Raw genomic sequence first — 13,250 nt, forward strand, 5'->3', positions numbered from 1 at the left:
TAAACGAACAAACATGAAAATATACACTAAAACAATATGGAATATATGCGCATGCATGCTTATCATCTTGCTCGGCGGATGCGCAGACGATGACATCATACGAAACGACTGCGGATCGACCTTGCAAGAGACAGAATCTCATCTAATAAGCACGTTCTCCTTGCCGGAAGGCAAAACTCCCATACAAGATACGAGAGAACAGATCTTTTTCCAGTTGAGATCGCTGAGCGATAACTCCATACAGCTCATGGAAGGTAAGATCCGGAAAAACGCGGGGATTCTTTCCTGTGAAATGTTTATCCCCAATAATCTGGTATTAGAAGATGGAGACTATATACTTTGGTTAAAATTCGATGAAGAAGGCAGCGTCTATCCACTAAGCTATCATCTGACATTCCGTGACAAGATGGTCAGTATGGTACGTGATACTAAATATATTTACGAGATGCTGAATGGCGAAGGTACAGAAGAGAATCCTTATCTGATTACTTCCACCAACGATTTCGCCTATCTCGTGTCTCAATTAGCCACGTACGACAGTAATTACGGATACGGGCAATTCTTCAAGCAAATAGCCGACATCAAAGCTCCTATCCCCAATTGCCTGTATCAAGGTAACGCTTATAAAAGCGCCCCGTTCGCGGGGAACTACGACGGCGATTCCCATAAGATACTAAACCTAACCTATCTCGGGACGAACGGTGGAGAGCAAAGCGACGCAATCGGGCTTTTCTCCATTTTACACGACGGGGCAGTGATCCGGAATCTTGATATAGAAGGAGCGGATATAGAGTATCCGGGGAATTGCTGCGGATTGCTTGCGGGAGTAGCTAACGGGAATATACGAATCGAGAATATAACCTTAAACGGTAATATCAAGTCCACGAAGGATAAAGTTGGCGGTTTAATAGGCTATATCGAGGGCAACGCCCAGTCGTTGGCACAAATCAGTATCCGGAATGTGCGATTGGGCGTCTCATTCTCGGAATCCGGCAGCTCTTATATCGGAGCGTTGATCGGCTGGGCCGAGAACGCTTCCATTCAAGTGGAGGATATCAGTAGCGACGGGATTTTCAAAAACTTGAGAGGGAATAATCATGTGGCCGGTCTGATCGGGAAATTATATGGTCAAATCGATGCCAGAAAAATTAAGCTGCAACATACCACCTTAAACGATTTCCCGATATCCGGAAACCAGAACGTAGGCGGATTGATCGGTGAGGCATTCTTACAGGCGGCATCCAGTTTCAAAGACATAACCATCGACATGCCGATCAAAGGTAGCTCCTATGTCGGCGGATTGATCGGTCAGATCCGGTCGGAAGCCCCTACCAATATCCTCATCGCCATCGAGAACTTCCAGTTGTCCAATCCGGCAAATCGGTCTCAAATCCAAGGGGGTAGTTATGTGGGTGGAATGATCGGATATTCCCACAAAACACACGCTAACGCATTTACGATAGAGCTTAAAGGGGAATCCTTGTTTCATGCCTCGATAACCGGGCAGTCTGCTATAGGAGGTATTTTCGGTTCTTTAGATGATACCCAAATACAAATAACCCCGGCCTCACGATTGTATATGGATAATGAATCCCTTGAAGCTTCTTCAGGGATTTGTGGCACTTTAGCCGGAGCCTTATCTTACCAAGAACCGGGGAAAGAAATTCTTTTGGATCCGGAAATATTGGTGATTAATCCCAACATCAAAATAAAGGGAGGAAATAACACAGGAGGAATCATCGGAGCGTTATATAATGGGACGTTGACTGGGACCTATAAGCCAGAATTCAATGCCGCAAACGTAATCGTGAGCAAGATTCCACGACCGATTTTCCCGGGTAACATAAATTCGGAAAAACCCTATCGCGAAAATGCCGCTTATGTTGGAGGAATTGTCGGATATGCAGATAAATCTACCCTCAGAAGACTCTTCACGCAACCTTCCATTTACGGCAGAAGTACAGTCGGAGGAATCATCGGATATGCGAGCGATACTCAAATATCAGATTGCGGCGTGAAAACAGAAACATTTAATAATGGGAATAATAGCGCCATTATGGTAGGGGGAATTATCGGACAAGCATCGTGCTCATCCCACTGTGAGTTTTCCAATCTAGTAAATTACAGTGATATCTCCTCAGGATCCAATTATATCGGAGGCATTTTCGGGAGTATGGTAGCAAGAACTACCGTAAAGATCAATAAAGTCGTGAATTTGGGTAAGCTATCAGCCACAAATAACATAGGCGGTATCATTGGAAAAAACGCTGGAAAAGGCATTGAGGTTTATGACGCAGCTAATTTCGGTACGATCCAAGGTATCGCAGGAGATAAAGAATACGGAGTGGGCGGTATAGCCGGTGCCTCTGAGGATGCCATTACAATTTATAAATCCGTTAACCACGGAAATATCACCATAAACAGGAACGCCAAGTATTATGGCGCAGGAGGTATCTTGGGGTATGTAAAACAAGGTGGAGCACACATCCGTTACTGCTGTAACCGGGCAAATATAGACTATCCGAAAGATAAAGAAGACAGCCATGGCATTGGAGGCATCGTGGGGAGCATAGAAAAGGCGAGTGATAACGACGACAGTTACGTACTGGATTGCTACAATATGGGAGAAATCAACGGACAGCAAAAAGCGACCGGCACGCTTGGTTCCGACTACCGGGGAGGGATCGTAGGAAACCTCGGAAGCCACGGGAGATGTTACCGGGCCGTGAACGGGGGCTATGTCCGCTTTGGAAACGCAGGTGTCGGAAATGGCAACAAGAAGAATCTGACACATATCTATATCTTGCCCGGTACAGGCAAAGACTTTGGAGCAACGTATATCCCCCAACCAACCAGAGAAGATAAAAATATCTACCAAGGATTCGACTTCACGGGAGATCATGATCCCAACCGGCAACCGGTTTGGGTTCTGGGTGGCACATATAGCTCGGAGAATAAAATGCTACCCTACTTGCATTCAGGAAAATGTTATTTCCAATTCGCAAAATATGCCCCATAAAATACACCCTCTTTAATACACTCTATATATATCCATACCGGGCGCGAACTATTCATCGGTTTGCGTCCGGTTTTCACAAAAGACTTCGTATATTCGCGAAGTCAATATTCCATATTTTAATACATTACTTACATAACACAAATACAAAATGAAAAAGTATCTTACTCTTGCCGCATCAGCTCTGCTCCTAGCCGCATGCAGCGAAAAACCGGGTTACGAGATCAACGGTACCGTAGCGAACACCGATCTAAACGGAAAATACGTTTACCTGTATGAATATGGCGTACAAGACGCCGCCCCAATGGATAGCGCATTGGTGCAGAACGGCACGTTCACGTTCAAAGGAACACAGAACGCCCCTGCCCTACGCAAACTCGCCTTCGCCGAGGATGTCGTGGAACCCAAACGTGCCGCTTCCGGCGAGAACGCTCCTTTTACAAGCGTATTCGTACTGGAGAACGGTAAATTACAGGCTGTTCTTGACGAGGCCGCTTCCGCCGTTTCCGGAACACCGGAGAATGACGGCCTGAAAGCCCTGCAAGCACAAATGAAGACTTTGCGTGCGGATCTGGAGAAGCTTTCCGCCGACATGAAATCAGAGGATAAGGAAGTCGTAAGCGCCGCCGAGAAGAAATATGACGAGATCGACCAAAAGGTAACCGATGCCGTCAAGACTTACATATTGAATAATACGACCAAGCAATCCGCCGCCAAGTTATTATACGATTTCCGTTACAGCTTGGACGAGGCGGTCCAGAACGAGATTATCGCCAAGGCGGACTCCGCTTTCAAGGCCGTTCCGAACATCGATAAGCTCATGGCTCACCTAGATGTACTGAAAACCGTAGCCGTAGGCAAGAAGTTCGTGGACTTCGAGATGGCCTACCCGAACGGTAAGACGCACAAGTTATCCGAGTTCGTAGGCAATGGCAAGAACATCGTGTTGATCGATTTTTGGGCAAGCTGGTGTCCTCCTTGCCGCCGGGATATGCCGAATTTGGTAGCCGCTTACAAGAAATACAAGAACAAAGGTTTCGAGATAGTTGGCATCTCCTTGGATAGCAAGGCTGACGCATGGGCGAAAGGCGTAAAGGACCTGAATATCACATGGACCCAACTCTCCGACTTGCAAGGCTGGAAAAACTCCGGTGCTCAACTATACGGGGTAAACAGCATCCCTCACACCGTATTGGTGGATAAGGACGGAACGATCATCGCCAAGAACCTACATGGCGAGGAGATCGACGCTAAACTTCAAGAAATACTAAAATAAACAAGAATAACATGTCCGCTCAAATCACTCTAAACTGGGAAAAGGACTTGACATTCGAGACCTTGCTAGACGGGCATAAGGTGACAATAGACAGGGATATGGAGAACGGGGGCAACGACGAGGGCCCCCGTCCCAAAGCCCTAATGCTCGTAGCCTTAGCCGGATGCAGCGCCATGGACGTAATCCCTTTGTTCAACAAGATGAGGGTACGTTTCGAGAAAGTATCCATTGACGTGAAGGCCGAGAGCTCCGACACCATCCCCATGGTATACACCGCATTCCACATGACCTACCATATCCAAGGGAACAAGGAAGACGCAGCCAAGATAGACAAGGCGATCCGCTTGTCGCAAGAAAAATATTGCGGAGTAGGCCTTATGATGAAAAAGATCGCCCCTATCACGTACGAGATCCTGTTAAATGGGGAACCGTTAAAACCATACCCTAACGACAAATAACAAATCCCGCCTCTTGCATGGCTGGATTAAAAAATCTATCTTTGTGCGATCTTTAGAGAAAGCGATATTACTATAAAATTAGCATAAGGTTTTATTACACTTTAATATAATAAATTAGCGATTATGATTTATTCACATGAAGTTCAACACATGTGTGTTGTAAAGAAGGGAGCTAACCACCAGTGCGCTCCGATTCCTGAAGAAGGAAAGTGGGTTAGAGCAACTCAGATCACTGATATCTCTGGTTTGACTCACGGTATCGGTTGGTGCGCGCCGAAACAAGGTGGATGTAAGCTGACATTAAACGTTAAAGAAGGAATCATCCAAGAGGCTCTTGTAGAGACAATCGGTTGTTCCGGTATGACTCACTCAGCGGCTATGGCTTCTGAGATCCTTCCGGGTAAAACTCTTTTGGAAGCATTGAACACAGACCTTGTTTGTGACGCTATCAACACCGCTATGCGCGAGTTGTTCTTGCAGATCGTCTACGGTCGTACACAGTCCGCTTTCTCAGAGGGAGGTCTGCCTGTAGGCGCTGGCTTGGAAGACCTTGGTAAAGGTTTGCGTAGCCAAGTGGGTACGATGTTCGGTACATTGGCTAAAGGTCCCCGCTACTTGGAGATGGCCGAGGGATATTGCACGCGCATGGCATTAGACGCTGATGACGAAGTAATCGGTTATGAATTCATCCACTTGGGTAAATTCATGGATATGGTTAAGAAGGGTATGGACGCTAACGAGGCACTGGAAAAGGCGAAAGGCTCTTACGGTCGTTTCAAAGAAGCTGTAAAATATATCGATCCTCGTAATGAATAAGAAAACATTTACACGTGTCCTCATCGGGCTGAGTGTTATCACGGCTGTGGCTACGCTTATCACGTATTTCGTGATGAAGCCGGAGAAACCGTGGTTGGCGTTTTACGTGGCTTGTTGTGGCGGTGTATTGGTTTTCAACTTTCTGATATCTTTATTCCTAGTAAATAAGAATTTTAAAAAGTAAAAAAATAATATGGCTTTATTTGAAAGTTATGACCGTCGTATTGATCATATCAACGCGGTATTAAACGAATATGGTATCAACGGTATCGAAGACGCAAAGGCTATCTGCGATGCTAAGGGTATCGACCCTTATACAATGTGTAAGGAAACTCAACCGATCTGTTTCGAGAACGCTTGCTGGGCTTACGTAGTAGGTGCCGCTATCGCTATCAAGAAAGGTTGTACGAACGCTGCCGAGGCTGCCGAGGCTATCGGTATCGGTTTGCAAGCATTCTGTATCGCTGGTTCTGTTGCGGATGACCGTAAGGTGGGTATCGGCCACGGTAACTTGGCTGCCCGTTTGCTTCGCGAGGAGACTAAGTGTTTCGCTTTCTTGGCTGGCCACGAGTCTTTCGCCGCAGCTGAGGGCGCTATCAAGATCGCCGAGATGGCAAACAAGGTTCGTAAAGAGCCGTTGCGTGTTATCTTGAACGGTTTAGGTAAGGATGCCGCTAAGATCATCTCTCGTATCAACGGTTTCACGTATGTACAGACTCAGTTCGACTACATGACAGGTGAGGTGAACGTTATCGAGGAGAAAGCTTACTCTAACGGTCTTCGTGCGAAAGTTAAGTGCTACGGCGCTGACGACGTTCGTGAGGGTGTAGCTATCATGCGTAAGGAAGGTGTTGACGTATCTATCACGGGTAACTCTACAAACCCGACTCGTTTCCAACACCCGGTAGCCGGTACTTATAAGAAAGAATGTATGGAGAACGGTCACCCGTATTTCTCTGTTGCTTCTGGTGGTGGTACGGGCCGTACTTTGCACCCGGACAACATGGCCGCTGGTCCTGCTTCTTATGGTATGACGGACACAATGGGCCGTATGCACGGTGACGCTCAGTTCGCTGGTTCTTCATCCGTTCCTGCTCACGTAGAAATGATGGGATTCTTGGGTATGGGTAACAACCCGATGGTAGGTGCTACGGTTGCCGTAGCGGTTGCTATCGAGGAAGCTATGAAGAAGTAATCAACTAAACAATAAAATAATTGTTTATATATAGACTCCTGTAATCTTGATGGTTGCAGGAGTTTTTATTTTACTTATCAAAAGGAGGAAAAGGATGACACTAAACATAGACCAAGAGAGTTGTATCAAATGCGGGAAATGCGTAAGGGTATGCCCTTCGGATATATTCACGCAAGAAAGGGCCGGAGAGACGATCGGGCTGGTACGTGTGGAAAGCTGCATCGTTTGCGGGCATTGCGTGGACGTATGTCCGACGGGTTCCGTGTCGCACAGCGAATTCCCGCCGGAGAAAACGCATACGATCGATTACAGCCAGATGCCTACGCCGGAGCAGGTGATGTTGCTGATCAAGTCACGCCGTTCCAACCGGACATTGACCTCGAGGCCCGTACCCAAGGAGATGCTGGACAAGATCGTGGAGGCCGCTCATTCTGCGCCGACGGCTACAAACTCCCAAAGCCTTTCGTTTACCGTCGTCACCGATCCGCAAAAGCTACGGCAGGTGAGCGATTATACGATAGGTGTGTTCGACTCCTTGGCGAAGCTATTATTGAATCCCGTCGTGAAATGTGTGGTCAAGCCGTTTATGAAGGATGTCTATAAATACGTACCGGTATTCAATCGGTTGAAAGAGGAACACAAGGCGGGTAAAGACCCGATTCTCCGGAAAGCCACCGCCCTGCTACTGATCCATACACCGAAGTCCAACCGATTCGGAAGTGAGGACGCTAACCTCGCTTATCAGAACGCCTCCTTGATGGCGCAATCGCTTGGGGTAAGCCAGATCTATATGGGCTTTGTGCTCACCGCCATCCGGCAGGAAGGAAAAGATACGCTCGCCAAGACGCTAGGGATCGACGGCAAGATACAAGCGATCATGGCGCTCGGCATACCGGCTTTCAAATACCCGAAGTATACGGACCGGAAAGAGATCGTCAAGAACTATATCGAGTGAGACTTGATGGAGACAACCTTGTCGACCGGGGTGTGCGATCCATTGGATTACGCATCGTAAGTCAATGGATTACGATACGTAAGTCATTGACTTATGGTTCGGATCTCATAGGTTTACCGGGCTAGGATCACTCCCGATCACCAGAACTTATTATGCTCCGGGCTGTATTCAAAACCAGCGTCTTTAAGCTTTGTAAGAAGGGATTTCTTGTTCACTTGCAAATCCTCGCATAAATCGTCGAGGGAAGAATAATTGTCACGAAGTTTCATATTGATGAAGCTGAATAGCATCATCGGATCGTTTGGTAATGACATAATCTTACGAATAAAAATGTTATCTATGTTTTACAACACAAAGATAATGCTTTTTCGCCAGATGGAACCCAGGCACGATCCTTATTATTTGAATATCGGTTCGCAACAAAACAATCCACAAACTGGTTTTAAATAACGAGAACTTATAATTCAATTGAATGACATGAAAAAATATGTATTAGTAGTAGCGGTAGCCGCAGTCCTATTCAGCTGTAGCGGCAACCCAAAGGCAGACGCCACGCAAACAGACAAGAACAAGCAGGAAACCGCCCAAGTACCGGATATGCACAACGCAGAGACCTCCTTGGATTACTGGGGCGTTTACGAAGGGACATTACCAGCCGCCAGCTCGCCGGGTATTAAAACGACCTTGACATTGAACAAGGATAAAACCTTTACCCTCCGCTCCGAATATATTGACGAGAAAGACGGTATTTTTAATGATAAGGGAACTTACACGCTGGATGGTAACGTCTTGACAACGAAACAAGAAGGGGGAGACATCACGTATTATAAGGTAGAGGAAGGCCAACTGAAAATGCTGGACCAGCAGAAGCAACCCATCACGGGCGACTTAGCCAAGTTCTATATCCTTAAGCAAACAAAGAAATTCTAGGCTTTATCCCCATAAGTATATACTTTCAAGGGCAAAAGCATACCCTTTTGTACATGAAAGTATATACTCATTTGCCTAAACCCAAAACTATTCCTACCTTTGCGTCCCTATATAACTATATAATTACTCCAATGAGAATAGCCGCTTAATTTATCTCAAGATGTCGTTCTTTCCATCCGGAAAGCCCTCTACTTCGTACAGGGCCGATTTCGTGGCGACATACTCGAGGCTATCGCGAAACCGATCATCATCGGTATTTCTTATCCATTTTAGTATCTCACATTTTAAATCAGTTCACACTATGAGTATCGTAGCGCAAAAAATCACGTATATACATCCGGACAATCAAGTCTTATTCAAGGGGATCGACTTAACGATCAACAAGGGGCAAAAGGTAGCCTTAGTCGGGAACAACGGATCGGGAAAATCTACCTTCCTCCGTATCTTGGCCGGAACCTTGCAAGCGCAGGAAGGGGAGATTATCTATCCGGCCCCACCCTATTACGTACCCCAGCATTTCGGGCAATATGATAACCAGACGGTGGCCCAGGCCCTACGTATCGACGGGAAACTAGAAGCCTTGCGGGCGATTACCGAGGGCGACGCCTCCCTCTCCAATTTCAATACGCTGGCGGATGACTGGACGATCGAGGAACGGAGCCTCGCCGCCCTGCACGCTTGGGGTTTGGAGCATATCCTCCTCTCCCAACCGATGCGCACATTAAGCGGCGGCGAGAAAACCAAGGTTTTCCTCTCCGGAATCGAGATCCACCAACCCTCGATCCTGCTATTAGATGAGCCGACCAACCATCTGGATAGGCGTAGCCGGGAGAAGTTATACGATTTCATCACGTCTTGCCGTATCACCTTGTTGGTCGTCAGCCACGATCGTACCTTATTGAACCTATTATCTTCCATAGCGGAATTATCCGTCGGGGAAATTACCCTTTACGGGGGTAATTATGATTTCTACAAGGAACAAAAAGAACAGGAACAGGCTTCCATGCAAGAGAAACTGGAAGCGAAGGAGAAAGAGCTTCGCAGGGTCAGGAAAACCGCCCGTGAGGTAGCCGAGCGAAAACAAAAGCATGAATCCCGGGGAAAGAAACAAAGCATCCAGAAAGGAATCCCCAAGATCATGATGGGTGCCTTGAAGGAGAACGCCGAGAAAAGCGCCTCCAAACTAAAAGAGGTTCACGAGGACAAGATGGAGAACCTTGCCAACGAGCTAAAGCAAATGCGCTCCTCCCTACCCGACCTTCAAGGCATGAAACTGGATTTCAGCGCATCCGGCTTACACGAAGGCAAGATATTGGTTACCGCCAAGGAGATCAATTTCGGTTACGCCGAGGCCGGCGATCTATGGCCCTCCCCGATGAGCTTCCAGATCAAGAGTGGGGAACGGTGGCTGATACAAGGCGATAACGGTTCAGGCAAGACGACTTTGCTGAAGTTGATTACCGGCCAGTTACCGCCTCGTAGCGGTTCCTTGATCCGTGCGGATTTCTCCTCTATCTATATCGACCAAGAATACTCGATCGTCCGGAACGACCGGACGGTGTACGAGCAAGCGCAAGCCTTCAACGAGCGTCATTTCCAAGAGCACGAGATCAAGACATTGCTAAACCGTTTCCTCTTCCCGCACGACACGTGGAAGAAGAGCTGCGGGAAGCTGAGCGGAGGCGAGAAAATGAGGTTGGCATTCTGTTGCTTGATGATCAGTAACCAGACTCCGGACCTATTTATCCTAGATGAGCCGACCAATAATCTCGACATCCAAAGCATCGAAATTATCACCTCCATGATCCGTGCGTACAGGGGCACGATCTTGCTGATCTCGCACGACGCTTATTTTATCCGGGAATTGGGTATCCACCAAATAATAACTACCTTCGCGGGTAGGTTAAAGACGAATTTATGAAGACGTTACTTGACGTGCATACCCATACGGTAGCCAGTGGGCATGCCTTTAGCACCCTGCAAGAAATGGCAGCGGCCGCCTCCGAGAAAGGATTGAAGTTACTAGGTATAACAGAGCATGCCCCCGGCATACCGGGGACGTGCTCCCCGATTTACTTCCGCAACCTGCACGTGGTTCCCCGCCGGATATACGGTGTCGAGTTATTGCTCGGGGCGGAATTGAACATCATCGACTATAAGGGCACGATCGATCTGGGCGAGGAGTACTTCCCGATGCTGGATATCCGGATAGCGGGCATCCACTCGCTTTGCTACAAACCGGGAACGGTCGAGCAGAACACGGAGGCGATGATCGGGGCGATCCGCAACCCGCATGTCCACATCATCAGCCACCCGGGAGACGGCACGGCCGAGGTGGATTTCGAGCCTATCGTATTAGCGTCCAAAGAGCATCACACGTTGCTGGAGATCAACAACAGCTCTCTCAACCCGGTCCGCAAGAAACTCACCGCCCGGGATAATAACCTCACGATCTTGCGCCTATGCAAGAAATACGAGGTTCCTGTGATTTTAGGTAGCGACGCGCATATATCTTTCGATATAGCCCGGTACGATCATATCTACGAGTTATTGCAAGAGACACGATTTCCGGAGGAATTGATATTGAACGACAAGGTAGAGGCGTTCAAGAAGTTCATAGGGAGATAAGCGGTGCCTTACATCCGGGGCAGATACATTCCTGCAACCGCGCAGATACATTCCCGCAGCGGGGTAGATACGGACGTGCAGCCGTGCAGATACGCACCTGCAGCCGTGTAGATACGTATCTGCAACCGGACAGATACGGACGTGCACCCGGGTAGATACGGACGTGCGTACCCGCCCGGGTGCATCTTTACTTACAATGTTCCTTTATTAATTTGTCCACGACAGGATCACCCAACTCCTTCGCCTTGTTGAAAGCCTCGCACGCTTCCGCCTTCTTACCCTGACGGACGTAGCAGATGCCTCGCAAACGATAGCAAGAGGCGAAATCCGGAGCGATCCGCAAGGCATTCTCCAAGCTCCTCAACGCCTGATCATAGTTTTCCATACGGATATATACGGACGCTTCCTCCGCCGGATAAGTCGGGTCGCCCGGATTCAAGCGGATCGCAGATTGGATATCGGCCAAGGCGCCGGGGAAATCGCTCATGCGGAACTTCGCTTGCTCGCGGTAATAGAAGAAGCGGTCGCCGACCTGTCCTTTCAAGAGATCGTAGTATAAATCATAATCGTCCACGGCCTCCTTGTATTGCATCAGTTTCAAGCGGAGATCCACCCGTTCCAAGATATAGGGAGCGGCCTCGTTCGTTGGCGGGTTCCCGCATTTGGCGATGGCGCTATCCAGCAAGGCGATGATATCCCCGAAGTTAGCGCCACGGATATTCGCCTTCGCCTTCGCCGCCCAATACCAAGAGGTAGAAGATGCCATATCGCTATCGTTCACCTTCATATAATCATCGAACGCCTGCTCGAAATCTCCTTTATAAAAATGGATGTCCCCTTCCAATTGGCGATAGACCGGCAAGTCCTCCTCCCCGATCGCTTTTTGTATCGCCTCGGTAGCGGCATCGACGGTCCACTGCTCCTTATTCAAGGTCGTATCCGCGGCGGCCACGCCGTAGATCAGCTTGGCTCGGTTGAACCAGATATCCCCTTTCCGCTCGCTGAAGCGGGAAGCCGTGTTTATATCTTCCAACGCCTTATCCAGATAAGCCCCCTGCTCGGCCTCCGTAGGAGCCAGATCCGCACGGTGGTAAGCGTAATGATTGGCACGGTTCAAATACCCGTCGGGAGAATCCGGGAAAGTGGCGATAAAATCATTCAAGGTAGCCAGATACGTCTTCGGGTCTTGCGAGTTTGCCATCAAGTATAAGGAGACCTGCGCTTGGCTTGCGTCCGACGGCCACGCCTTCCGGATACCAATCCGGCTATAGGTGGAATTAAAAGCGTCCGCCGACTGAATCGTCAAGCTATTCGCGTATCCCGCCGAGACCGCGTAGGAATCTTCCTTCTTCCCCGACGCGTCTTCCTGCGCCAAGCCGAACACCTCGCCGTCCGCCGTCAATACAGGAGCGTTTACCTGCCCGCTCTCCAGCGCCATCGACAATTTATAATAGCTGAACGGCTCCTTCAACTTACTGACCTCCGAGACCGGTCCTTCCCCGAACTTCGTGATCTTACCGGTCGAGTAAGGCATCAGATAAGCGATAACTCCTTGCGAGATCGGCTCACGGGCGATCGGCAAGAACACAGCTTTCTTCGGAACCTCTACCTTGAACTTGATCACGTCATATAATTCATCAGCCCCCAAGATGCGGCTTACCGGATATTCTTTACCGTCGGCGTCGGTCACGGTCGCCCTCGCCGCGTCCTTAAACAAGGAATAGCCGGACAACGCCTCACCGGTCTCGGTAATGAAAAATCCCGTACCAGACGCTTTCTTCTGGTTATCTTTTCCATAAGTAGTGACGGTAACCACCGCCTTTCGTTGCTTATCCATCCATTTGGGCGCTTTCTTTTGCGCCGCCACCCAAAATACTTGGCAACAAATCGTAATCAACAGAACAATTCTTCTCATTTCGTTTTCATGTTATCAGAATATACGTCGCAAATGTAAATATTTATACCGGATAGGCGAA

12 protein-coding genes are annotated in these 13,250 nt (G+C 48.4%); 10 read left to right on the top strand and 2 right to left on the bottom strand.

What is annotated here, in order from left to right; genetic code table 11:
* Window positions 1–13: 13 nt before the first annotated feature.
* The 7 genes from QVP94_RS01125 (at window position 14) to QVP94_RS01155 (ending at window position 7,716) form a co-directional block, all read left to right on the top strand.
* The gene (locus tag QVP94_RS01125; protein WP_022191778.1) at window positions 14–3,019 is read left to right on the top strand and encodes a M26 family metallopeptidase; all 3,006 of its coding nucleotides are present in this window, start codon (window positions 14–16) and stop codon (window positions 3,017–3,019) included.
* Between the two features lie 148 nt (window positions 3,020–3,167).
* Window positions 3,168–4,292: a TlpA disulfide reductase family protein gene (locus tag QVP94_RS01130; RefSeq protein WP_022191779.1), complete on the top strand. Its 1,125-nt coding sequence runs from the start codon at window positions 3,168–3,170 to the stop codon at window positions 4,290–4,292.
* 11 nt (window positions 4,293–4,303) lie between these two features.
* Window positions 4,304–4,750, top strand: a complete 447-nt coding sequence (locus QVP94_RS01135) for an OsmC family protein (RefSeq protein WP_008771780.1) — start codon at window positions 4,304–4,306, stop codon at window positions 4,748–4,750.
* 123 nt (window positions 4,751–4,873) lie between these two features.
* Window positions 4,874–5,566, top strand: a complete 693-nt coding sequence (locus tag QVP94_RS01140) for an iron-sulfur cluster assembly scaffold protein (RefSeq protein ID WP_005855907.1) — start codon at window positions 4,874–4,876, stop codon at window positions 5,564–5,566.
* Window positions 5,559–5,750, top strand: a complete 192-nt coding sequence (locus QVP94_RS01145) for a hypothetical protein (RefSeq protein ID WP_005855905.1) — start codon at window positions 5,559–5,561, stop codon at window positions 5,748–5,750. Before QVP94_RS01140 ends, QVP94_RS01145 begins: the two co-directional genes overlap by 8 nt.
* A gap of 9 nt (window positions 5,751–5,759) precedes the next feature.
* Window positions 5,760–6,761: a GGGtGRT protein gene (locus tag QVP94_RS01150; RefSeq protein WP_005855903.1), complete on the top strand. Its 1,002-nt coding sequence runs from the start codon at window positions 5,760–5,762 to the stop codon at window positions 6,759–6,761.
* A 94-nt stretch (window positions 6,762–6,855) separates the two neighbouring features.
* Complete coding sequence (locus QVP94_RS01155; RefSeq protein ID WP_022191780.1) at window positions 6,856–7,716, top strand: nitroreductase family protein; 861 nt, start codon at window positions 6,856–6,858, stop codon at window positions 7,714–7,716.
* Between the two features lie 137 nt (window positions 7,717–7,853).
* On the opposite strand, the gene QVP94_RS01160 is transcribed toward QVP94_RS01155, so the two are convergent.
* Window positions 7,854–8,030 (bottom strand): DUF4250 domain-containing protein, encoded by a 177-nt coding sequence (locus tag QVP94_RS01160; RefSeq protein WP_005855899.1) that lies wholly within the window; start codon window positions 8,028–8,030, stop codon window positions 7,854–7,856.
* A 163-nt stretch (window positions 8,031–8,193) separates the two neighbouring features.
* Here QVP94_RS01160 and QVP94_RS01165 point away from each other — a divergent pair, with 163 nt between their 5' ends.
* From QVP94_RS01165 to QVP94_RS01175, 3 genes are all read left to right on the top strand, one after another.
* Window positions 8,194–8,646 (top strand): copper resistance protein NlpE, encoded by a 453-nt coding sequence (locus QVP94_RS01165; RefSeq protein WP_022191782.1) that lies wholly within the window; start codon window positions 8,194–8,196, stop codon window positions 8,644–8,646.
* A 301-nt stretch (window positions 8,647–8,947) separates the two neighbouring features.
* On the top strand, window positions 8,948–10,567 hold the full coding sequence (gene abc-f / locus QVP94_RS01170; protein WP_022191783.1) for a ribosomal protection-like ABC-F family protein: 1,620 nt from the start codon (window positions 8,948–8,950) through the stop codon (window positions 10,565–10,567).
* Window positions 10,564–11,274 carry a phosphatase gene (locus QVP94_RS01175; protein ID WP_005868026.1) on the top strand — a complete coding sequence of 237 codons (711 nt, stop codon included), beginning with the start codon at window positions 10,564–10,566 and terminating at the stop codon, window positions 11,272–11,274. The genes abc-f and QVP94_RS01175 overlap by 4 nt, the downstream gene beginning before the upstream one ends.
* Window positions 11,275–11,461: 187 nt before the next feature.
* Here the strand turns inward: QVP94_RS01175 and QVP94_RS01180 are convergent, their stop codons facing one another.
* Window positions 11,462–13,189: a tetratricopeptide repeat-containing S1 family peptidase gene (locus QVP94_RS01180; RefSeq protein WP_022191784.1), complete on the bottom strand. Its 1,728-nt coding sequence runs from the start codon at window positions 13,187–13,189 to the stop codon at window positions 11,462–11,464.
* Window positions 13,190–13,250: the final 61 nt, after the last annotated feature.

The organism is Parabacteroides sp. CAG:2 (genome assembly GCF_000436315.1).
Lineage (GTDB): Bacteria > Bacteroidota > Bacteroidia > Bacteroidales > Tannerellaceae > Parabacteroides > Parabacteroides distasonis.